Below are 21,648 nucleotides of genomic sequence, written 5' to 3'. Positions count from 1 at the left end.
GCAGTCGATCGGGGTGGCGGGTCGGGCTACTTGGAAGGGCGCTCGATCAGATGCGTGAACGCGTCCAGGTTGCGCGTGGATTCGCCGCGCGAGACCCGCCACGCGTACTCCCTGCGGATCGCGGTCGCGAAACCGAGCTCCAGGAGGGTGTTGAACGCGCCGTCGGCCGCTTCGAGTACCGAGCCGAGCAGCCGGTCGAGCTCGTCGGGCGTGACGGCGGCGAGCGGGAGCTTGCCGGTCAAGTAGACGTCGCCGAGCTGGTCGACCGCGTAACTCACGCCGTACAGGCGGAGGTTGCGCTCCAGGAGCCAGCGGTGGACGCCGGCCTCGTTCTCGTCCGGGTGGCGGATCACGAAGGCGTTCAGGGACAGGCTGTGACGGCCCAGGCGCAGCGAGAGCGTCGTGGAGAGCTTGCGGGTGCCGGGCAGCTTGACGACGTACGAGCCCTGCTCCGGGCTCTCCCACTCCAGCTCGGCGTCCTTGAGCGTGGCCTCGACGATCTCGGCGGCGGTGGGGTGGTCAGCCAGGTGGTCAGCCATGGTGCGAGGGTACGTGACGGCGGTGTTCCTGCATGGCGGCGGTGTACACGTCGGCCGTCGCGGACGCGGCCGTGTCCCAGCCGAAGGACTGGGCGTGCCGGGCGGCCGCGGCCCCCATGCTGTCCACCAGGTGGGGGTGGTCGGCGAACTCGCGCAGCACGCGCGCGTAGCGGGCAGGTTCGTGGCCGTCGACCAGGAAGCCGGTCGTCTCGTGCCGCACGGCTACGGGCAGACCGCCCACGGACGCGGCCAGGACGGGCGTCCCGGCGGCCTGCGCCTCGATCGCGACGAGCCCGAACGACTCGTTGTAGGACGGCATCACCAGGAGGGAGGCGGCGCGGAACCAGTCCGCGAGCTGGTCCTGGCCGACCGGCGGGTGGAAGCGGACGACGTCCGCGATGCCGAGCCGGGCGGCGAGCTTCTGCAGGGCGGCGGGCTTGGCGAGGCCGCTGCCGCTGGGGCCGCCGACCACCGGGACGACGATCCGCGAGCGCAGCTCGGGCCGCTCGTCGAGCAGGACGGCGACGGCCTTGAGCAGGATGTCGGGAGCCTTGAGCGGCTGGATGCGGCCCGCGAAGAGGGGCACGAGCGCGTCCTGGGGCAGGCCGAGGCGGGCCCGGGCGGCGGCCCGTCCGTCGCCGATCCTGAACCGCTCCAGGTTCACGCCGGGGTGGACGACCGCGACCTTGCCGGGGTCGGCCTCGTAGTGGCGGACGAGCTCGTCGGCCTCTTCGGCGGTGTTCGCGATGAGCCGGTCGGCGGCGCGCACGATCTGGGTCTCGCCGATCACGCGGGCGGCGGGCTCGGGGGTGTCGCCCTCGGCCAGCGCCGCGTTCTTGACCTTGGCCATGGTGTGCATGGCGTGCACGAGCGGCACGCCCCAGCGCTCGGCGGCCAGCCAGCCGACGTGCCCGGACAGCCAGTAGTGCGAGTGCACGAGGTCGTAGTGCCCGGGGCGGTGGCCCGCCCACGCCTGCATCACGCCATGGGTGAAGGCGCACAGCTGGGCCGGCAGCTCCTCCTTGGCGAGGCCCTCGTAGGGGCCCGCGTCCACGTGGCGGACCAGGACGCCGGGGGCGAGCTCGACCTCGGGAGGCAGCCCGCCCGTGGTGGCGCGCGTGAAGATCTCGACTTCCACGTTGATCGCGGCGAGGCGCTTGGCCAGCTCCACGATGTAGACGTTCATCCCGCCCGCGTCGCCCGTGCCGGGCTGGTGCAGCGGTGAGGTGTGCACGCTGAGCATGGCGATCCGGCGGGGGCGCCGGTGGCCACCGGGAAACCTCAGCCGGGCCGGAGCCGCCCCGGAGCGGCGGAACCTGGTCACGTACTGGCTCACGTGGCGGGCCCTCCTTGGTAGGGCGAACAAGCGGTACAGCGGGCACGGCTCGAAGAGGGCGCAGGCCCTCTTCCAAGGGCGGCAACGCCGGAGGACGCCCCTCCATTTCCAGTTTGCCGAATCATTACCGTTCGGGCCTCAACCAAAGTCGCTCCCCGCGCAGCGCATACCCTCGTATCCATGGCCCCGCGTACCCCCTCTCGCCCCGTGGGAACAGTGACGCGAGGCACCACCAACCCCAACCGGCTCCGCCGCATGGACCGCTGGATCGCGGCCGTGCACGGGGCCGCGCTGCGGCGCGCGGACGACCCGGTGGCGGTCGACCTCGGCTACGGGGCGGCGCCCTGGACGGCCGTGGAGCTGCTGGCCCGGCTGCGCGGGGCCGCGCCCCGCACCCGCGTGGTCGGCATCGAGATCGAACCGGCCCGGGTCGCGGCCGCGAAGCCGTACGAGAGGGAGGGGCTCACCTTCCGGCACGGCGGCTTCGAGCTGCCCCTGGCGGCGCCGCCGGTGCTGATCCGCGCCGCGAACGTGCTGCGCCAGTACGACGAGGAGCAGGTCGCCGGGGTCTGGGAGCGGCTGTGCGGGCGGCTCGCGCCGGACGGCCTGCTGGTGGAGGGCACCTGCGACGAGATCGGGCGGCGGCACGTGTGGGTGGCGCTGGGTCCGCGGGGTCCGCGCACGGTGACGTTCGCGACCCGCCTCGGCTCCCTGCACACCCCGTCCGATCTGGCCGAGCGCCTGCCGAAGGCGCTGATCCACCGCAATGTCCCCGGCGAGCCGGTGCACGCGTTCCTGCGGGACTTCGACCGCGCGTGGGCGGCGGCCGCGCCCTACGCCTCCTACGGGGCACGGCAGCGCTGGATCCGTACGGCACGGGCTCTGACGGCCGACTGGCCGGTGGTGGACGGCCCCGCGCGGTGGCGCCAGGGCGAACTGACGCTGACCTGGGACGCGTTGGCGCCCCGCGCGTAGTTCACCCACCGATGGGCAGTCGGTAACCGCTCGCCGGGAACGATCACAGGGCGCCGTTCGTCACATCGTGCGGGGTCTGTCGTATTCGGCGCGCACGTGGCACCATCCCGGAAGCGCACGCATGTTACTGACGGTAAATCAGGTTTGTCTCGGCTGTGGGGGCGGAGCGGATGAGCAAGCGGAGCACGACGACGATGGCGGCCGTGGCGCTGGTGTGTGCCGTGACCGTGCTGACGGCGCCGGCCGTGGCCTACGCGGCACCGTCTCCCGAGCCGTCCCCTTCGGGCTCCCCCTCGGCCACCGCGTCAAGTGCGCCCGAGAACAAGGATCTTGAGGCTGTCCGCAAGAAGATCGAGAAGCTGTACCACGACGCGGCGGTCGCCACCGACGAGTACAACGCGGCGGAGGAGAAGGCCGACAAGCAGTCCGTCGAGATCGTGAAGCTGGCCCAGCGGATCGCGGCGGGGCAGAAGAAGCTGGAGCGCCTGCAGAGCAGCGCGGGCGCGGCGGCCCGCGAGCAGTACCGCACGGGCGGGATCCCGCGCGAGGCGCAGTTCATGCTCTCCGGCGACCCGCAGCAGTTCCTCGACAACGCGGGCCGGGCGTACCAGGGCCAGCAGGCCACGAAGAACCTGCTGGCCGAGCTGAAGCAGACGCAGGAGGATCTCGCGCAGTACGCCGAGGACGCCTCCGCCAAGTGGAAGGACCTGGAGGCGGGCCGCAAGAAGAAGGCCGCCGCCAAGAAGAAGATCGAGAAGCAGATCAAGGAAGCGCAGGCGCTGGAGAGCACGCTCGAGAAGAAGGAGCGCGAGCGGCTGCGCAAGCTGGAGGAGGAGGCCGAGCAGAAGGCGCAGACGGCCTGGCTCTCCTCCGGCGTCCTGAAGGAGATCAACGGGCGGGCGACGAAGGCGGGCAAGGCGGCCGTGGAGTTCGCCACCGCCCAGCTGGGCAAGCCGTACGTATGGGGCGCCGAGGGCCCGAAGTCGTACGACTGTTCGGGGCTGACCTCGCAGGCGTGGGCGGCGGCCGGGCAGCCGATCCCGCGCACGTCGCAGGAGCAGTGGAAGCAGCTCAAGCACATCGACATCCAGGACATGCGCCCGGGCGACCTGATCATTTATCACGACGACGCCAGCCATGTCGGGATGTACATCGGCGATGGCGCGATCATCCACGCGCCCCGCCCCGGGCGGACCGTGACGGTCGCCGGAGCCGGTTCGATGGCGATACTCGGAGTCGTCCGGCCGGACGCCTGAGGCCCGCTCCCCGGCCCGGGGGCGGTGACCTGCGACACGTGACCCAGGGCACTCGTGCGACTGCGGTTCCGCCGCTCCGGCGTGATGTTCGTCATCCCTCGACGGACCGCACCCGGCCCGAACCTGCCCAATTCCGGTGCCGCTTGCGGCATATGACTCTGGCCGTTCGCCGTTCACCATTCCGTTGAAGCGCCGGGTACCGCTAAGGTCCCCGTCTGGTGGACGAGGACCTTCGTCCCACCGCGCCCTCGGGGGGAGGGAAGGAAACCAAGCGATGCCCGTACCCGTACCGCGGCAGAGAGCGATCCCGGCCGTGGAAGGTGGTCAGGCTCACGCTGCGCCGACTACAGCGACCACGCAGGCCGCGGAACTGCCCCGGCAGACGACCGACCACACCGCGCCGGCACCCGGCCCGTCCGGACTGACGCTCCTGGTCATCGAGGACGACCCGGCCGGGTCCCTCAGCATCCCGGAGATGCCCGACGCCGCGGGCAAGCCGATCCGGGTGCGCACCGCCCGCAACCTCACCGAGGCCGAGCGGCTGCTCACCCATGACGTCAACTGCATCCTGCTCGACCTCGCGCTGCCCGGCGCGAAGGGGGACGACCCCGACGCCGACGAACTGGCGACCCTGCGGCACGTGCTGCGCCTCGCGCCCCGGCACGCCGTCCTGGTGCTGACCGCGTCCGGCGACGCCGAGCGCGGCGCCGAGGCGGTGCGCGTGGGCGCCCAGGACTACCTGTTCCGCGACGAACTGGACGCGCGCCTGCTGGGCCGGGCCGTCCGCTACGCCGTCGAGCGCAAGCGCGCCGACACCGCCCAGCGCAAGCTCACCGAGTCCCGTATCCGCGCCCAGGAGAACGCCCGCCTGGAGCGCGGCCTGCTGCCGACGCCGCTGCTCGACGGCTCCTCGCTGCGCTTCGCGGCGCGCTACCGCCCGGGCCGCTCCCGGGCGCTGCTCGGCGGCGACTTCTACGACACGGTGCGCACGTCCGACGGCACGGTCCACGCGATGATCGGCGACGTCTGCGGGCACGGCCCCGACGAGGCCGCTCTCGGCGTCGAACTGCGCATCGCCTGGCGGGCGCTGACCTTCGCGGGGCTGTGCGGCGACGAACTGCTCTCGACCCTCCAGCAGGTCCTGGAGCACGAGCGGGAGAGCGACGAGATCTTCGCGACCCTGTGCACGGTGGACATAGCGCCCGACGGCCGGCGCGCGGGCCTGTGCCTGGCCGGCCACCCGTCGCCGCTGATCGCGAGCCCGGGGCGGCCGGCGACCCTGCTCCCGTACGAGAACAGCGGCCCGGCCCTCGGGCTGCTGCCGAAGGCCCGCTGGCCGCGGATGCAGGTGGAGCTGGGGGCGTCCTGGAGCCTGATGCTCTACACGGACGGTCTGATCGAGGGCCGGATCGGCGAGGGCAACCAGCGCCTCGGCCAGGAGGGCATGGTGGAGATGATCCGCCGCCGCCGGGCCGACGGCCTGCGCGGCGAGGAACTCCTCGAAGCGTCCATGAACGAGGTCCGTGACCTCAACGGCGGCGACCTGACGGACGACGTGGCGGTGCTGCTGCTGGACCGCTGACGGCTCGCGGAGCGGGGTCAGCGACCGCCGTTGTACGGACCGTACGGGCCGTCGCTGCTGGAGCCCCCGCCGCGACGGCCGCCACCACCGGTGACCTGCTTGAGCGCGGGCCGCACGTCCACGAAGAACACGATCGACGCGACGAGCCCCGCCAGCTGCAGGAACAGCATCGGCACCAGCAGGTTCACCGCGACGGCGATCCCGAGGATGATCATCCAGAACGGCTTGGTCTGCTTGCTCGCGGCGCGGTAGGCGTCCTCGCGGGCCAGGGCGGCCAGCACGAAGGCCGCGACGGCGATCACCAGCATGGCGAGGTACAGCAGTCCGATCAGGCTGTTGAATCCTGACATCAGCACAACGCCTCACCACCCAATCCCGTCGTCCGGTCGCCCGGCACGTCCCGTATGCGGGCCACCGTACCCGCACAACGAGCCGGGCACGCGCTACGTGCCCGGCTCGTGATGCACGCCTTACTTGCCGGGCGGCGTCGACCCCGTGCTCTTCTTCGCGGGCGCCGTCTTCTTGGCGGCCGGCGCCTTCTTCGCGGCGGGCTTCTTCGCGGGCGCGGGCTTCTCGGCGACCGGGGTCTCCTTGACCTCGGGCTCCGGCTCGACGGCCACGGCGATCTCGGTGATCTCCTCGGCGGCCTCGCCGCGCCAGGCCTTCACGGCCTCCTCGCCGTGCTCGGCGACCTTCTCGTACGTCTCACGCGCCTTGACGGCGGCCTCGGCGGCGAGGCCGACACCGCGCAGCGCGAGGTCCTGAGCGGTCTCGCCGAACTTCTTCAGGTCGGTGTCGAGGGCGGCGACGAACTCGTTCACTTTCGTCGTGACGGTCGCCTGGGCCTCCTTCGCCCGGGCGGCCGCCTTGTCCTGCACGTCCTTGGGGTCGGTGTTGCGCACGGCCTCGAAGCGCGCGGGCGCCTCGGTCCGCAGCTGCTCGACCAGCCCCGGCACCTTCTTGGCCTGCTGGTACGCCAACTCGGCGGTACCGGCGGCGAAGTAGAGCGGGGTCGGGTCGGAGAAGGTCTTGCGCAGGTCGTCCTTGATGGCCATGGCGTGGTCCTCCCGGATCACATCTACTGCTTGCTCGAGGGCTCGGCATCGCCTCCGGCGCTGCCGCTGTCGCCGGTCCCGTTCTCGTTCCTGAAGGACTCGTAGATCTGCAACAGGACTTGCTTCTGGCGCTCGTTGAGGGAGGGGTCGGCGAGGATCACCGCACGTGTCTCCACCTCGTCCCGCTCCCGCTCCGCGTCGAGGATGCCGGCGCGCACGTACAGCGTCTCCGCAGAGATCCGCAGCGCCTTGGCGACCTGCTGCAGCACCTCCGCGCTCGGCTTGCGCAGCCCGCGCTCGATCTGGCTGAGGTACGGGTTGGACACCCCGGCGGCATCGGCGAGCTGACGGAGCGACAGCTGCGCGTTGCGACGCTGCTCGCGCAGGTACTCGCCGAGACTTCCGACGTTGAGCGATGCCATGCCCCGATACTGCCGCACCGGCGCTAACTATTGCAAGCGACTGCTTGCAAAAGTGTTCCATGCCACCGCCGGGCTCGCCGCTAACGCAAGCGGGCCAGCACATGGGCGTCGAGGAAGCCCCGTTCGGAGGCCGGATCGTGGAGCAGCCGGGCGAACGGGTCCAGCCCGGCCGCGGTCAGCAGTTCGGCGAGGCGGTCCACGGGCCAGCTGTAGGCAGGCGCCACCTTGTGGTCGAAGCGGACCGGCTCGGGCCCCTCGGTCCCGAAGAACGAGACCAGGAGCAGGCCTCCCGGCGCCAGGACGCGGACCTGCTCGGCGAGCAGCGCGGGCAGTCCTTCGGGCGGGGTGTGGATCATCGAGTAGTGGGCCAGCACACCGCCGAGGGCGTGGTCCTCGACCGGCAGCGCCTCCATGCGCGCCTCGTCGAACTTCAGCGCCGGATGCGCCCGCCCGGCGTGCTCGACCATGCCGGGCGAGAGGTCGAACCCGACGGCGTCGAGACCCAGTTCGTGCAGCATGGCCGTCAGATGTCCGGGCCCGCAGCCGACGTCGGCCGCCCGCGGATTCCCCGTCGCGCGCACCAGCTCGGCGAAGGTGCCGATCATGGCCCGCGCGAAAGGCTGCGTCTCCAGCCGGTCGGCGAACATCGACGCGTACAGGTCGACGACCCCGTCGTAGGCCGCCCTGGTCTCACCGTGATGCTCCGCCACGGGCCGACGCTAACACTCGCGCAGGCACGCAGTCGTTCCCGGATCAGGGCCGGCCGAGAACCCGCCGCTGCCGGCCGCCACCGCCTCGTGCGCACGGATCCTCTCCCCCTCCGCGAGGACCGTGACGTCGTGCGCCGCGGGCGCGCCGAGCCGCCGGGCCCCTACCTCCCGGCGGTCGGCGACCACGTCGCCGTCGAGGGACGCGTCGGCGCAGGCGCCCCCGCTACGCCACGTCGAGCGCCGTGCCGTACAGCCGCGTCACCCTGATCCGGATGACGACGCGGCGCTCGGCGACCATCTCCGCCAGGAACGCCTCCTCGCCGTCGGCGTCGACGAAGTTCCGTGCCACGGAGAGGAGTTCGCGTCCGACCGCGTCCCCGGGGCGCTCGCTCGGCCCGGTGACCTCGGCGTCCCCCTCGGCGACGGCGAAGGCGAAGTCGTCCCGACGGACGTGCAGCGCGGCATGCGGATCGGCGCGGAAGTGGCGGGGTTTGAGGCGCCCCTCGGTCGTGGAGACGCGCAGCAGGTTCTCGTCCGGGCTCCAGTCGTACAGGACCGTGGACAGGTGCGGGTGGCCCGTGCCGCGGACGCTGGCGAGGGTGCCGAAGCGCCCTTCCTGGAGGATCTGCCGGAGCTCGGGCTCGGTGAGGGGACGAGGGGCGGGGCCGGACATGGAGGTTCTCCTTCTGTTCGTACGCGGGGAAGGGCGAAGGGGCGGGGCCGGCCGGTCAGGCCGCTGCCGCCGGGGCGGCGGCCGTCGAGGCGGGTCCGGGTGTCCCCGGCACGGGGCGCCGAAGCATCAGCAGCGCGACCACGAACGCCGCCGCGATCAGCCCGGCCCCGACGGCGAACGCGAGGCGGTAGCCGCCGGTGAGTGCCGCCGCCCGTGCAGCGCCGTCCGCGATCAGGGAGTCGGTGCGGGTCGCGGCGAGCGTGGACAGGGCGGCGACGCCGAGGGCCATGCCGATCTGCTGGGTGGTGTTGAACAGGCCGGAGGCGAGCCCGGCGTCCTCCTCGTCCGCGGCGGACATGCCGAGCCCGGCGAGCATCGGCAGGACGAGCCCGCCGCCGGAGACCAGCAGCATCACGGGCAGCAGATCGGGGACGTACGCCCCCTGCACGGGCACCCGGGCGAGATACCCGAGGGCGCCCGCGAGCAGCACGAGCCCGGCGAGGAGCACCCGCCGCTCCCCGAACCGGGCCGCGAGCCGCGCCGAGACGCCGAGCGAGACCGCCCCGATCATGACGGCGGCGGGCAGCATGGCGAGGCCGGTCCCCAGTGCCCCGTACCCGAGCACCTGCTGCATGTAGAGCGCGGCGAGCACCTGGAAGGCGAACATCGCGGCGAGCGTGAGGACCTGCGTGACGTTGGCGGCGACGACGGTGCGCGAGCGCAGGACGCGCAGCGGCATGAGCGGGGTACGCGCCCGGGCCTGCCGCACGACGAACGCGGCGACCAGGACGAACGAGCCGCCGATCAGCCCGACGGTCCGGCCCGAGCCCACCCCGTACTCCTCGATCTGGACGACGCCGTAGATCCCGAGCATCAGCCCGCCGGTGATCAGCAGCGCACCCCACGCGTCGGCCCCGGCGCGCAGTCCGAGTCCTCGGTCGGCGGGGAGCGCGGGCACGGCGAGGGCGAGGACGGCGGCGCCGACGGGCAGGTTGATGAAGAAGATCCAGTGCCAGTCGAGGACATCGGTCAGGACGCCGCCGAGCATCTGCCCGATCGAGGCCCCGGCGGCCCCGGTGAAGCTGAACACCCCTATGGCACGGGCCCGTTCGTGCGGGTCGGTGAAGAGGGTGACGAGGATGCCGAGGCCGACCGCGGCGGCCATCGCGCTGCCGACGCCCTGCAGGAAACGGGCGGCGAGGAGCACGCCGGAGCTGGTGGCGAGCCCCGCGAGGAGGGAGGCGGCGGTGAACACGGCGGTGCCCGCAAGGAACATCCGCTTGCGGCCGAGGAGGTCGCCGAGCCGCCCGGCGAGCAGCAGCAGGCTGCCGAAGGCGATGAGGTAGGCGTTCACCACCCAACTCAGCTGTGTGGGGCTGAAGTCGAGATCGTCCTGGATGGCCGGCAGGGCGACGGTGACGATCGATCCGTCGAGGATGATCATCAGGGCCCCGGTGGCGATGACACCGAGGGCGAGCCAGCGCGAGCGGCTCCGGGGAGCGACGGGTACGGCAGAGGCGTCGGATACGGCGGACACGGCAGCGGTCCTCCCGAGTCGGGCCACCACCCCCACCGGGCGGCGACGACAGCACGACCGTAACAGATAGTTCCGTTGCAGACTATCTATCTCGGGATCAGCTGTGGACTACCCTGGACGCCATGACCGCCATGACGCCCGCGCCGACCCGGACCAGGCCGGACCTCTCCTACCTCCTGGACCACACCAGCCATGCGCTGCGCACCCGGATGGCCGCGGCGCTCGCCGAGATCGGTCTGACGGCGCGGATGCACTGCGTGCTCGTGCACGCGCTGGAGGAGGAGCGCACCCAGAACCAGCTGGCCGAGATCGGCGACATGGACAAGACGACGATGGTGGTGACCGTCGACGCCCTGGAGAAAGCGGGCCTCGCCGAGCGCCGCCCGTCCAGCACGGACCGGCGGGCGCGGATCATCGCGGTGACGCAGGAGGGCGCGCGGACGGCGGCGCGCAGCCAGGAGATCGTGGACCGCGTCCACGAGGAGGCGCTGGCGGCGTTCCCGCCGGGCGACCGGGAGACGTTCCTGCGCCTGATGCATCACCTGGCGGACGGCCACCTGAGCACGCCGGCTCCGAGTCCGGCCCCGGCGCGGCGGCCCCGGCAGCGGAGCTAGCGCACCGACGGCTCCGGCCAGGGCCACGGGGTCCCGCCGCTCAACCGCCGCGGGTGCTCGATGCGCCCGGCCCGAACGGCAGCGGCCGGCTGTGCACCACGTCCAGCCGGGACACGGCCCGGGTCAGGACGACGTACAGCCGCTCCATGCCGCGCGCCTCGGCCTCCGTGATGGCGGCCGGCTCGACGGCGACCACGTGGTCGTACTCCAGCCCCTTCGCGACGGTCGCGGCGAGCACGGCGACCCGGGCCCCGAGCTCCTCCGGACCGGCCGCCGCGACACCCTCGGCAGCCAGCGCCTCGCGCAGCCGCGGCACGTCCGGCTCGGCGGCGATCACCCCCACCGACCCCTCGTGCGCGAGGGCCCGCCGCACGGCCGCGACCGCACCCCGCACCGCGTCGTCGACCCGCTCCACCCTCAACTCCCCGTCCCCGCGCAGGGAACGAGCGGCGGGGACGTCCACGTCGATCCGCTCCAGCACCTGGTTGGCCAGCGCGACGACGGCGGCCGGCACCCGGAACCCGGTCGTCAGCGGCACCACCGCCGTCTCCGGCTTCCCCAGGTGCCCGAGCAGTTCGCCCCAACTGCGGGCCGCCCACGGCGTGGTGCCCTGCGCCAGGTCACCGAGCACGGTCAGCGAACCGAAGGCCGCCCGCCGCGCGACGGCCCGCGCCTGCATCGGCGACAGGTCCTGCGCCTCGTCGACGACGATGTGCCCGTACCCCTCGGGGTGGTCGAGCAGCCCGGCGATCTCGTCGAGCAGCACGAGGTCGGCGGCGGACCACTTCGCGGACTTGTACGAGCGCGGGGGCCGGGCCCAGAGCACGGCCCGCCGCTCGTCGGCATCCAGCACCCCGTCGGCGGCCCGCGCCAACTCCGCGCTGTCGGACAGCAGTCGGCACAGCACTTCCTCCGGCCGCACCCGGGGCCAGACGCCGTCCACGTACGCGCTCATCGCCCGTGACCGCCCGATCCTCTGCAGCCAGAGCCTGGTCGCCGTCACGCCCCGCCGCTCGGCCCGCTCCTGGACGTACCGCACGGCCCGGCTGCGCACGCGCTCGCGCCCGACGGCGTAGGGCGGGTCCTCGTCGCGTACGGTCTCCACGATCCGGCGCAGCTCGCCGAGCGGCACCCGCCACCGGTACGAGCCGTCCGGCACGGCGAGGGCGTCGGTGACCCCGTCCGCCGAGACCCGCGCGTACAGCGCGCGCCGCACCACCCGGGCCATCCGGACGTCGTGCTTGACGACGGCCGCGGCCTCCTCGTCGTGGCCCCGCACCTCGCCGTGCGCGACGAGTTCCTCGACGGTCGACCGGCGCACCCCGGTCTCGCCGAGCGCGGGCAGCACGGCGGAGATGTAGGAGAGGAAGGTCCGGTTGGGTCCGAGGACCAGCAGGCCGCCCCGCTGGATGCGCTGCGGGAACGTATAGAGCAGGTACGCGGCCCGGTGCAGGCCCACCGCGGTCTTCCCGGTGCCGGGCGCGCCCTGCACGCACAGGGAGGTGGCGAGCCCCGCGCGCACCAGGTCGTCCTGCTCGGGCTGGATGGTGGCGGCGATGTCGCGCATCGGCCCGACCCGGGGCCGCTCGATCTCCCCGGCGAGGATCCGGCTGCCGGCGCCGTCCTCCCCGGCGGCCAGCCGCTCGTCCTCCAGGCTGGTCAGATCCGCGGACTCGCCGAGGCTCCCCGGCGCCCATCCGAACCGCCGCCGTACGTCCACACCCTGTGGATCCTTGGCGCCGGCCTGGTAGAACGCCCGCGAGACCGGTGCCCGCCAGTCGACCACGAGGGGCGGTGCGGCCGGGTGCTCCGTGATGCGCAGCCGCCCCACGTGATAGCTCTGCCCGGCGTGCTCGCCGAAGGCCCCGAAGTCGAGCCGGCCGAAGAAGAGGGGCGCCTGCGGCAGTTCCCGGAGCCCCTTGGCGTGACTGCGCAGCTGGTACCCGAGGACCTCGGCGTCGGCACCGGAGGCGGAGGCGTTCTCACCGATCACGACCTGCTCGTCGGCGCCCTCGACCATGGCGGCGAGGGCGGCGCGGCAGGTGTCGTGGAAGCGGCGTTCGGCGTCGAGGGCAGGGGCGGGCGCGGGCTCGGCGGAGGTCATCCACCCAAGATAACGCAACCGAGTAACATTTCTTACTGAGTAAAAATCTCAGTGTCCCCGCCCGCGCTACGCGTACCGCGCCCCGATCCCCTCCTCCAGCTGCCGGAACCCCAGCCCGGCGGCGCGCACCGCGTCCGCCTCGACCTCGTCGGCGGACTCACCGGCCGCGATCCGCCGCCCGTTCTCCTGCGCCAGGATCCGCTGCACCGCCACGATCTGCCCGGCCGCGAGCCGCGCCTCGCCCGCCGGCCCGCCCAGCGCGTCGGCCAGCGCCCGCTCCGACCGCTCCTGGTACCCGTACAGCCGCGCCACCAGCGAGGGCGTGCCGTACAGCAGCCGCTGGTACGCGAGCACCGCCGGGTGGTCGCACAGCCCGGTCACCGGGTCCCGCCGCTCCAGCCCCGCCAGGAAGTGCCGCCGCAGCGCCCCGAGCGCCGGCTCCCCGTCCGCCCGCCCCGCCACGACCCGGGCCGCCTCGTCCTCGTGGTCGGCGAACCGGTCCAGGACGAGGTCCTCCTTGGCCGGGAAGTACCGGAACAGGGTCGGCTTGGACACCTCCGCCGCGGCGGCGACCTCCGCGACGGACACCTTGTCGTACCCCTTCTCCAGAAAGAGCCGGATGGCGGTCTCGGAGAGGGTCTGCCGGGTGCGCTGCTTCTTGCGTTCGCGGAGGCCGGGGGTGGAGGCGGGGGTGGTCATGGTTGTGCAGGGTAGCCGCGGTACCAGTCCGTGAGCGCGGCGCGGACGGCCCGCACGGACGGCACGCCCTCCAGGGCCAGCGGTACGGCGCCGCGCGCCAGCACCCCGTGCAGCCCGGCCGCCGTACGCCACAGCCCGGCCGCGTCGGGCACACCGTCCGCCCGCAGCGCGAATCCGCACCGGATCACGTCGGTGAACACCGACTGCGCGCGCTTGAAGCCGAGCAGCAGCGGCAGGTCGCGGCGCCAGCCGGCCGAGGTGCCCGGCCTGACCGCCTCCACGGCCTCGCACCACAGCCGGGTCACCTCGCGCTCCTGCGGCACCGGGTACCGCATCAGGTGCAGATGGGTGGCCAGGTCGTACAGCGGATCGCCGAACATGGCCAACTCCCAGTCGATGACCCAGAGTTCGCCCCCTGAGTCGACGATCAGGTTCTCCCGGTGCAGGTCCCCGTGCACCAGGCAGAACGGCCGCTCGCACAGCCCCGCCACGAAGCGCCGCAGCCGGCGGAAGGCGTCCTCGTCGACACCGAGGGCGCGGAACAGCCCGCCGAACTCGTCGGTGTGGGCCGCGTAGACGCTCTCCTCCACGAAAGTGATGAGGCCGTCCAGACAGGCCGCCGTGTCCTCCTCGGCCCCCCGGCCGACCGGAGTGTGGCCGCGCTCGATGCGCACGGCGCGGTCGTGGATCGCGACCAGTTCCCGGAACACGTCGACGATCTGCTCCACCAGGCGCCCGGGCACGGGCTCCCCCGCCGGACGCAGCCGGGCCAGGGTCTCCCCCTCGATGAAGCGCTGCAGTCCCGCGCCGCCGACCTCGATGAACTCCGGGACCCGGGGCACGCGCGGGCTCACCGCACGCACGACGTCCGCCTCCGAGGCGAAGCACCGGCGGTCGAACCGGACGAGACCCCCGCGGGCCGCCCGGCTCTTCCAGCGGACCGGCCGGGCCCCCTGGCCCGTGCCCAGCGGAAAGACATAGGTCTCGTGGTGCGAGCCCGTCAGCGGACCCTCGACCGCCGAGGCGTCACCGCAGAGTTCCACCGCCGACCGCCAGGCCGCACTCGTGCTGCCGTTCGAGAAGACCCGCATGAGAGCTCAGCATCAACGGCGCACCGGGCCGCCGCAACGGTGAACCCCTCTCACGGCTCATCCGTTGCGCGAGTGGGCCGGTTTTCGTGCCAGCGGCGCAGCGCCTCGACGGCCGCCGCCGGGTCCGGGCCCTCGCCCTCCAGGCTCAGCGGCTTCCAGGCCCGCTCCATCGCGCGGCACACCCGGCGCCCGGCCGCGGCGAAGTCGGACTCCGTCGGCGTCTCCCCCAGCGCGAGGGCCGCCCGCATCACGTCCGGGAACACCGACTGCACGTACTCGAAGTCCAGATAGTGGGAGAGGTCGGTCTCCATGCCGCGCGTCATCTTCTCGAGCCCGGCGTCGCGCATGGCCCCGGCCCAGAAATCGATCATGGCGCGGCGCTCGGCGTCGTCGTAGTCCATCCGCACCAGATGGGTCGCCAGGTCGTGCAACGGATCGCCGTACGAGGCGAGTTCCCAGTCGATGACGCACAGCCGCTCCAGCCCGTCGGGGGCCGGCGCGACGAGCACGTTGCCCCGGTGGATGTCGGTGTGCAGCAAGGCGAAAGGGCGGTCCGTCAGACCGTCCGTCAGACGTTCCATGAACGACTCGATCGCGTCGTCCGGCACCCCGACGGCGCGGAAGAGATCCCCGAAGCGCTCCTCGTTGACCCGGTGCACCTTGTCGTCGGCGAACTTGGCCAGCCAGCCCAGGAACTGGCGGCTGCTGCCCCGCTCGGGCCAGAAGCTCTCGGGCAGCTCCGGCAGCGCCTCGACCGGTACGGACGCCAGCCGCGCGAAGAAGCCCGCGAGAGCCTTCAGCCGCTCCTCGCCCACGGGGCCGTCGGGCCGGACGGCCGAGAGCGGCTCTCCCACCACGTACGAGTGCAGGGACCATTCTCCGAAGTCGGCCAGGCACCGCGGGACCTGGGGGACCCAGCCGGTCACCGCGCGCAGCACGTCCGATTCGCGGCGCCACAGCCGCGGCACCACTTCCACGGTCTTCACCGGGGTGCGGAACTTGCCCCGGACCCCGAACGCCCAGAGCCCCACGCCGAGCAGTACGGCCAGCGGAAATCCCAACGGCACGATCACATTGATGTTGTGATGGCCCGTCACCACCTCGCCGCCCTCGGCGCGACGCCGTGCCTCTGCGAGCCTGCGGATCAGCGCCTGGAGCGCTCTGCGGTGCAGGGGTGACGACATGAGCGCACAGAGTAGCGTCTGAGGCGCTCGATCTCACAGCGTGTCACTATCTGGACGGCATCGTTTCTTGCCGCCTGACGCCTTCGCTTCCTGCCTGACGCGATGCCGCATCCCGCCCGTTCCGGCACCGGTTCAGTCCAGCGGCCGGGCCACGTACTCCCAGACCCGGTCGAACATCAGCTGTTCGGCGTCCACCAGAGCCTGCCCCTGGCCGCCCCTGGCCGACTCGAAGGCGAACATCTCGGTCTCCGCGCCCTCCACGTCGCGCAGCCACAGCGTCTCCCTGAAGTCGCCCACTTCGACGTCCCGCAGGTACCGGCCGGGGACGTAGTGCCCCATCAGGAGTTCCTGCCGGTTCAGCAGGTACACCTTGCGCGTCGGCGTTCCGCGCAGCGTCCGGAACTCCACGCTCACGTCGACACCGGCGTCCTTGCGCAGCTTCTTGAGCACCCCTTGGAGGATGGTGCGGTGGGAACGGCCCTGCAGTCGGTTGCGCTGGTCGATGACCGCGTCGAGTTCGGCGTCGTGGCCCCAGCCCTTCTCCGGGGCCGGGTAGTCGAGGCGCTCGTCGGCGCGGGGCAGCATCACGCGCACCCGCACCGACCGCGGCACGACGGCCTGCTCGTAGATCTCGCGCAGCGGCTGCCCCAGACAGAGCACCAGCGTCTCCGCGGTCAGGCTCACCACGTCCAGGCGGACGTCCTTCGCGCCGAAGGCCCGCACGAGACGGGGCCCCAGAATGCTGCGCGCCGACTGCGCGGTGTGGGTCGAGGGGATGGTGCCCGCCGCCACCAGCGGCGGACTTCCCTTGGTCACGTTCGACAGCAGGCCGTCCGCCTGCAGCCGCTGCAGCGCCTGACGCACCACGCCGCGCTCCACGCCGAACTCCTCGGCGAGCGCGGCCTGCGTGGGCAGCCGGTCCCCCGCCTTGAGCTCACCGGAGCGGATCCGGCGGCGCAGGATGTCGGCGATCTCTTCGGAGGTGGTTCTGGGAGCGGGTCCGGTCTTGTCGTTCATCACGACCTCCTCCCCTTGCGCCGTGCCAAGTTCCCTCAACTCTACGTCGGTTGGCAGCCAACTCCTCCGGGCTTTCCGGCCGACGCGGGAACGAGCAGGTCAGGGGTGCTGACGCAGAAGCTTCAGGATCGGCTCCAGGTCGTACACGACATGCCCGGCCCCCGCCTTCCGCAACCGCTTCTCCTTCTCCTCATTGCGCGCGTAGCCAAGAAACGCGACACCGGCGGCCGCCGCCGCGGCGCAGTCCGAGGAGGCGTCGCCGATCATCAGGGCCTGGCCGGGGGCGGCCCCCATGGCGCTCAGGGCCCGGTTCAGGCAGTACGGGTCGGGCTTGAGGAGGTTCAGGTCCTGCGTCCGACCGTAGATGTGCGGCTCGAAGCACACGGAGAGCTCACGGCCGGCGAGGTACCGCCGGACCGCCTCGGGCGAGTTGTTGGTCGTGATGGCCAGCCGGGCGCCCACGGCGGACCAGGTCCGGACGAGCGGATCCGCCCACGGTGTGGGCCACGCCGTGGGGACCGCCGCCAGCTCCTGCTCGGTGAGACGTTTCTCCATCTCCTGCACAAGGTCGCTGCCCGGCTGCTGCCGCGCCAGCCGGGCGAGGACGGCGTGCGGGTCCTGGACCGACCGGTCCTCCTCCGTCAGCAGCTCTCCCAGCCCGTGCGCCTCCAGCCACTCCTCCTGCCCCTGCGCGATCTCCGTCGCCGGGCGCCCCGCGAACAGCCGGCAGATCGGCCCGTCGAAGTCGAAGAGCACATACCGCGCTCCCCGGACGAGGCCGGCCACCGCGTCGCTCAATTCCCGGTGGGGTTCGCTCTCTTCGGCCACCGGAACAGTCTCCTTGGTCGCATCTGAAGTCACTAGGAGAGTGTCAGGTCGGACGTGATGGTTTCCCAGAGGGCGGTGAACCACTTCTGCGACTCCTCCACGAACGCGCGGTCCCGGTGGCCCGCGCGCTTCTCGAAGGAGAACAGCAGGGCCTGGGTGCCCGTGGCGGCGTACATCTCCAGCTTGGTGCCGCTGTCGATCTCCTCCTCGCGGCGCGTGACCATGTAGTACGAGAGGAGTGCCTCCGCGTCGTTGAGCAGGTAGAGCTTGACCGGGGGCGTGAACGGCAGGGCGCGGAAGGTGACCTGGACGTCGATGCCGTGGGAGGAGCGCAGGGAGCGGAGGTTGTGCCGCAGGACCTGGCCCTGGGCGTTGCGGGTGGCGAGCCAGCGCCGGTGGACCGCCTCGTCGTCGCTCCCGTGGGTTCCGCTCGCGGCGTCGGGGTCCGGGACCGGCACCGGGAAGGCCAGGTCGATGTCGCGGCTGGGCAGCAGGATGCGTACGTCGATGGACTCGGGGCGCATCCGGCCCTCGTGGATGAGGCGCAGCGGCTCGCCGAGGGCCAGCATCAGCGTCTCGGAGGTCATGCAGACGGCGTCGATGTGCACCTTGGGCGAGGTGAAGGCCTCCACCAGGCGGGGGGCCAGCGCGACCATGCTGGGCTGCGGTTCGTCGCGGCCGGGTGACGCCGTGGCGATGCGCGGCGGGCTGCCCTTGCTGACGTTGCTCAACAGGCCGTCGGTCTGCAGGAGTTGGAGCGCCTGACGGACGGTGCCGCGCTCCACGCCGAACTCCTCGGCGAGCGTGGCCTGGGTGGGCAGCCGGTCGCCCGCCTTCAGGCGGCCGGACCTGATCCGTTCCCGCAGGTCGTCAGCGATCTCCTGGGGCGAGAGCTTTCTGCTGCCGTTCAGTGTCGCGTCTGCCATGTCTGCCACGCTCTCCTGGGTCACAACCAAACGCTACAACTTCCGTTTATTTGGCGGGAGTTGTTGATGGCTTGTTTATTACTGGCGACCAAGTGGGGACAACCATAATGCAGTTGGTTGCCAACTTGGCGCAAGGTGGCCAGGGGTGGCAGCCGGTCGGACCAGCCGATCAGCAGTATCTGGCTTCATCCAGCTCCACCGATGCCGTAGCCGATGAAGGAGGAAACGTCATGCCTTTCCTGAGCCTCCTCTCCGCGGTGTTCGTGATCACCTTCGAGCAGCTCGTCCAGTGGCACTACGGGCCGGCCGGGATCGCCGGTCTGCTCCTGCTGACCGTCGGCGTCAAGACCAGGAACGCCACGTGCAGTTCCGTGGGCGCCGTCCTGCTCGCGATCATGGTGGCCGGCCCCGCGCTCCACTGAACCACCTGTCAGGCCTTCAGGAACTGAGCGTCAGCTCCGAACTGATCGTGTTCCAGAGGCTGTTGAACCAGAGGTGGGACTGCTCCACGAACGTCGTGTCGCGCAGTCCCGTCCCCTGTTCGAACGCGAAGAGCATCTGCTGGGTTCCCTGCGCGTCGTAGACGTCCACCCGCTCGTGGTCGAGTTGCTCGCCGCGCCGGGTCAGCGTGTAGTACGCGAGCAAGGCCTGGGTGTTGTTGAGCAGATACAGCTTGACCGGCGGCGTGAACGGCAGCGCCCGGAACGAGACCTGGACGTCGATGCCGTGCGTGGCGCGCAGGGCCAGCAGATGGTGCCGCAGCACCTGGCCCTGCGCGTTGCGCTGCTCCAGCCAGTTGCGCCGCAGCAGGCCGCCCGTCACTCCATCGGCTTCCACCGCGGCGTCGGCGGGCGCGGGGAAGGCGATCTCGATGTTCCGGCTGGGCATGAGCACGCGCACGCGGACCTTGGCCGGTTTTATACGGCCCGCGTGGATCTGGCGCAACGGCTCTCCCAGCGCGAGCGTCAGCGAGACCGACGTCAGGCACAGGGCGTCGATCTCCACGTCCTGCTGCCGGAACGCGGCCCCGACCCGCTGGGACAGCGCGACCATCGTCGGCTGCGGGGCCGCGCCGGGACCGCCGAACGCGGCCTGCGGGTTCTCCGCGACGGTAGCCGGACTGCCCTTCGACACGTTGGCCAGCAGATGTTCGGACTGGAGGATGCGCAGCGCCTGACGTACGGCGGAGCGCTCCACCCCGAAGTCGTCCGCCAACTGAGCCTGTGTGGGCATCCGTTGGCCGGGACGAAGAAGCCCGTTGCGAATCCGGGCGCGCAGCTCATCAGCCACGTCGCGGTACGTCCACTGCGTCCGCTGCGGCTGGGACCGTCCATTGACGGCGGCATAGTCCCCACTCACAACCAAACACTACAACTTCCCGCCATCTTCGGGGAGTTGAGAAGAAGGTGGTTATGAGACGGACTACAGCGGAGATAAGTATCAGTGAGTTGGTGACCAACTTCAGCGACATGGTCGGACAATCTCGGGGGTTGGCGTCGATCAGTCAGGTTGGTCTACGTCACCGCGATGCCGCGGGAGTTGGTCACCACTCGGACCCGAAGGAGGTACGTCCCCATGCCGGTCCTCGCCATCCTCGTCGCCGCTCTCGCCATCGGATTCGAGCAGCTCATCCAGTGGAAGTACGGCCCGATGGGCATCATCGCCTTCGTCGTGCTGTCCATCGGGCTCAAGGCCAAGAACACCATGATCAGCAGTATCGGGGCCGTCGTCCTCGTCATGCTGCTGGCCCAGAACGGCTGACCGGGCTTCCTTCCGGAGGGGAGCCGGGAGCCCGGTCGGTCTTCGACCACGTACGTCAGAACACGTCGGGGCACCACGGTCGCCGCGGCGTACGCAACAGGGCGTCGGCCACCGCGGCGGCGCCCGCCTCCTCCTCCGTCAACCGGCCCAGGGCGGCCAGCCGCACCGCGGACGCGTCGCCCAGCCACAGCGCCCCCAGCTCACCGATGTCGAGCGTGAGGTGGGGAGCCGCGGCGCTCGGCTCACAGACCGCTCCGTCGGGCGCCGCCACCAGCCGGAACCGTCCGCCGGCGAGCCCGGCCCGGTCCCGCACCTCCAGGACGAGCTCCCCGCTCGCCTCGTACGACCGCGCCTCCAGGGCCCGTACGACATCCAGGATCCGCACCCACAGGAAGTCGGCCTGCGTCACGACGCAGGCCGCGCGCGGGTCGGGCAGCAGGTGCGGGACCAGGTCGTCGGGGGCCCGGCCGCCGGTCCTGACCGCGGTGACCCAGTCGATCGAGCAGACGTGGTGCCACAGCGCCCGCTCGGCGGCCGGCGTGACGCCCGTCAGCTTCAGCACGGTCGCCGTGTTCCCCGGCATCTTGGCGTCGCCCCAGTGCCCGTCGGCCTTGAAGACGACCAGCCCGTCCACCTCGCCGCGCGCGTTGCGGTACACGGCGTGGAACGGCTCGGTCCAGGTGTCCTCCGGCGTCGGCCACAGGCCGGTCTCGTACTGCCACCAGAAGTCGTCGCGGGAGACGACACCGGCGACCCGGGCGGACAGCCGCTCGTGCAGCTCGGGCCCGATCTTGCGCACCTCGTCGGCGTCGGCCGGGTCGATCCGGCCGCCGTCGTCCGGACCCGACCAGCGCGGGTCGAGACCGGCCCGCGGCACATCGATCTCCCACTCCGTGGTGGTGGTCGCGGGCCCGAACCCGTACCGCCCGTAGATCCGGTACTCGGCGGCGATCAGCGTCGCCGCGACGTCGCCGCGCTCCTTGGCCTCGGCGAGGTCGGCGGCCATCATGCGGCTGAGCAGGCCACGACGGCGGTGGGTCGGGCTGACCGTGACGTTCGTGACCGCATCGGTGGGGACCGTGGCCCCGCCGGGGACGCTGAGGCGCTGCGCGAAGGAGCGGAACGTGGCGACCTGCCGGATGCCGTCACCGCCGCCCGCCGGGGCGAAGGCGGCGCGGGTGCGGGCGAGGTCGAAGTGGGCGCGGCGCTTGGCGACCGTCTCCGGGGACGTGGCCGGCGAGCGCAGGAATCCGGTGTTGAGGGCGCGGCACCAGGCGGGCAGCTCGTCCTCGGTGAGGGGGCGTACGTCGATGTCTTCGGCGGCGCGGGTGGTCATGGG

23 protein-coding genes are annotated in these 21,648 nt (G+C 72.0%); 6 read left to right on the top strand and 17 right to left on the bottom strand.

Annotation, left to right across the window (positions count from 1 at the left end):
• Positions 1-26 precede the first annotated feature (26 nt).
• Together ACQUQD_RS22190 and mshA are read right to left on the bottom strand one after the other, a co-directional pair.
• On the bottom strand, positions 27-539 hold the full coding sequence (locus ACQUQD_RS22190; RefSeq protein WP_428953870.1) for a YbjN domain-containing protein: 513 nt from the start codon (positions 537-539) through the stop codon (positions 27-29).
• Entirely contained in the window at positions 532-1,875 is a 1,344-nt protein-coding gene (mshA, locus tag ACQUQD_RS22185; protein WP_428953869.1) for a D-inositol-3-phosphate glycosyltransferase, read from the bottom strand. The genes ACQUQD_RS22190 and mshA overlap by 8 nt, the downstream gene beginning before the upstream one ends.
• A gap of 180 nt (positions 1,876-2,055) precedes the next feature.
• Here mshA and ACQUQD_RS22180 point away from each other — a divergent pair, with 180 nt between their 5' ends.
• The 3 genes from ACQUQD_RS22180 (at position 2,056) to ACQUQD_RS22170 (ending at position 5,688) form a co-directional block, all read left to right on the top strand.
• Complete coding sequence (locus ACQUQD_RS22180) at positions 2,056-2,850, top strand: class I SAM-dependent methyltransferase (RefSeq protein WP_428953868.1); 795 nt, start codon at positions 2,056-2,058, stop codon at positions 2,848-2,850.
• A 170-nt stretch (positions 2,851-3,020) separates the two neighbouring features.
• Positions 3,021-4,106: an NlpC/P60 family protein gene (locus ACQUQD_RS22175; RefSeq protein ID WP_428953867.1), complete on the top strand. Its 1,086-nt coding sequence runs from the start codon at positions 3,021-3,023 to the stop codon at positions 4,104-4,106.
• A 274-nt stretch (positions 4,107-4,380) separates the two neighbouring features.
• Entirely contained in the window at positions 4,381-5,688 is a 1,308-nt protein-coding gene (locus ACQUQD_RS22170) for a PP2C family protein-serine/threonine phosphatase (RefSeq protein WP_428953866.1), read from the top strand.
• Positions 5,689-5,705: 17 nt separating this feature from the next.
• On the opposite strand, the gene ACQUQD_RS22165 is transcribed toward ACQUQD_RS22170, so the two are convergent.
• From ACQUQD_RS22165 to ACQUQD_RS22140, 6 genes are all read right to left on the bottom strand, one after another.
• Positions 5,706-6,044: a DUF2516 family protein gene (locus ACQUQD_RS22165; protein WP_428953865.1), complete on the bottom strand. Its 339-nt coding sequence runs from the start codon at positions 6,042-6,044 to the stop codon at positions 5,706-5,708.
• A gap of 114 nt (positions 6,045-6,158) precedes the next feature.
• Complete coding sequence (locus ACQUQD_RS22160) at positions 6,159-6,743, bottom strand: hypothetical protein (protein WP_428953864.1); 585 nt, start codon at positions 6,741-6,743, stop codon at positions 6,159-6,161.
• Between the two features lie 23 nt (positions 6,744-6,766).
• Complete coding sequence (locus ACQUQD_RS22155; protein ID WP_428953863.1) at positions 6,767-7,165, bottom strand: helix-turn-helix domain-containing protein; 399 nt, start codon at positions 7,163-7,165, stop codon at positions 6,767-6,769.
• A gap of 80 nt (positions 7,166-7,245) precedes the next feature.
• Positions 7,246-7,875, bottom strand: coding sequence for a class I SAM-dependent methyltransferase (locus ACQUQD_RS22150; protein WP_428953862.1), 630 nt, complete (start codon positions 7,873-7,875; stop codon positions 7,246-7,248).
• 223 nt (positions 7,876-8,098) lie between these two features.
• Positions 8,099-8,548: a TIGR03618 family F420-dependent PPOX class oxidoreductase gene (locus ACQUQD_RS22145; protein WP_428953861.1), complete on the bottom strand. Its 450-nt coding sequence runs from the start codon at positions 8,546-8,548 to the stop codon at positions 8,099-8,101.
• A gap of 55 nt (positions 8,549-8,603) precedes the next feature.
• Positions 8,604-10,085: an MFS transporter gene (locus ACQUQD_RS22140; protein WP_428953860.1), complete on the bottom strand. Its 1,482-nt coding sequence runs from the start codon at positions 10,083-10,085 to the stop codon at positions 8,604-8,606.
• A 122-nt stretch (positions 10,086-10,207) separates the two neighbouring features.
• Here ACQUQD_RS22140 and ACQUQD_RS22135 point away from each other — a divergent pair, with 122 nt between their 5' ends.
• On the top strand, positions 10,208-10,699 hold the full coding sequence (locus ACQUQD_RS22135; RefSeq protein ID WP_428953859.1) for a MarR family winged helix-turn-helix transcriptional regulator: 492 nt from the start codon (positions 10,208-10,210) through the stop codon (positions 10,697-10,699).
• Positions 10,700-10,739: 40 nt separating this feature from the next.
• On the opposite strand, the gene ACQUQD_RS22130 is transcribed toward ACQUQD_RS22135, so the two are convergent.
• The 7 genes from ACQUQD_RS22130 to ACQUQD_RS22100 all read right to left on the bottom strand — a co-directional run bounded on the left by ACQUQD_RS22130 (position 10,740) and on the right by ACQUQD_RS22100 (position 18,548).
• A complete protein-coding gene (locus ACQUQD_RS22130; RefSeq protein WP_428953858.1) occupies positions 10,740-12,803 on the bottom strand; it encodes a HelD family protein in 2,064 nt (687 codons plus the stop codon).
• Between the two features lie 66 nt (positions 12,804-12,869).
• Entirely contained in the window at positions 12,870-13,502 is a 633-nt protein-coding gene (locus ACQUQD_RS22125) for a TetR/AcrR family transcriptional regulator (protein WP_428953857.1), read from the bottom strand.
• On the bottom strand, positions 13,499-14,593 hold the full coding sequence (locus ACQUQD_RS22120; RefSeq protein ID WP_428953856.1) for a phosphotransferase: 1,095 nt from the start codon (positions 14,591-14,593) through the stop codon (positions 13,499-13,501). Before ACQUQD_RS22120 ends, ACQUQD_RS22125 begins: the two co-directional genes overlap by 4 nt.
• Before the next feature lie 50 nt (positions 14,594-14,643).
• Entirely contained in the window at positions 14,644-15,777 is a 1,134-nt protein-coding gene (locus ACQUQD_RS22115) for a phosphotransferase (RefSeq protein WP_428953855.1), read from the bottom strand.
• Positions 15,778-15,909: 132 nt separating this feature from the next.
• Positions 15,910-16,794: a winged helix-turn-helix domain-containing protein gene (locus tag ACQUQD_RS22110; RefSeq protein WP_428953854.1), complete on the bottom strand. Its 885-nt coding sequence runs from the start codon at positions 16,792-16,794 to the stop codon at positions 15,910-15,912.
• Positions 16,795-16,893: 99 nt separating this feature from the next.
• The gene (locus tag ACQUQD_RS22105) at positions 16,894-17,706 is read right to left on the bottom strand and encodes an HAD family hydrolase (RefSeq protein WP_428953853.1); all 813 of its coding nucleotides are present in this window, start codon (positions 17,704-17,706) and stop codon (positions 16,894-16,896) included.
• Positions 17,655-18,548 (bottom strand): winged helix-turn-helix domain-containing protein, encoded by an 894-nt coding sequence (locus tag ACQUQD_RS22100; protein WP_428953852.1) that lies wholly within the window; start codon positions 18,546-18,548, stop codon positions 17,655-17,657. The genes ACQUQD_RS22105 and ACQUQD_RS22100 overlap by 52 nt, the downstream gene beginning before the upstream one ends.
• A 230-nt stretch (positions 18,549-18,778) precedes the next feature.
• Between ACQUQD_RS22100 and ACQUQD_RS22095 the strand changes: the two genes are divergently transcribed.
• Positions 18,779-18,970, top strand: a complete 192-nt coding sequence (locus tag ACQUQD_RS22095; RefSeq protein ID WP_428953851.1) for a hypothetical protein — start codon at positions 18,779-18,781, stop codon at positions 18,968-18,970.
• Between the two features lie 16 nt (positions 18,971-18,986).
• Here ACQUQD_RS22095 and ACQUQD_RS22090 read toward each other — a convergent pair whose 3' ends face one another.
• A complete protein-coding gene (locus ACQUQD_RS22090; protein ID WP_428953850.1) occupies positions 18,987-19,913 on the bottom strand; it encodes a winged helix-turn-helix domain-containing protein in 927 nt (308 codons plus the stop codon).
• A gap of 210 nt (positions 19,914-20,123) precedes the next feature.
• Here ACQUQD_RS22090 and ACQUQD_RS22085 point away from each other — a divergent pair, with 210 nt between their 5' ends.
• Positions 20,124-20,309, top strand: coding sequence for a hypothetical protein (locus tag ACQUQD_RS22085; RefSeq protein ID WP_428953849.1), 186 nt, complete (start codon positions 20,124-20,126; stop codon positions 20,307-20,309).
• A gap of 55 nt (positions 20,310-20,364) precedes the next feature.
• On the opposite strand, the gene ACQUQD_RS22080 is transcribed toward ACQUQD_RS22085, so the two are convergent.
• Positions 20,365-21,645, bottom strand: coding sequence for a GNAT family N-acetyltransferase (locus ACQUQD_RS22080; protein ID WP_428953848.1), 1,281 nt, complete (start codon positions 21,643-21,645; stop codon positions 20,365-20,367).
• Positions 21,646-21,648: the final 3 nt, after the last annotated feature.

This window comes from Streptomyces sp. cg35, assembly GCF_050410835.1.
Classification (GTDB): Bacteria; Actinomycetota; Actinomycetes; order Streptomycetales; family Streptomycetaceae; genus Streptomyces.
This window is presented reverse-complemented; position numbering and strand designations above follow the sequence as displayed.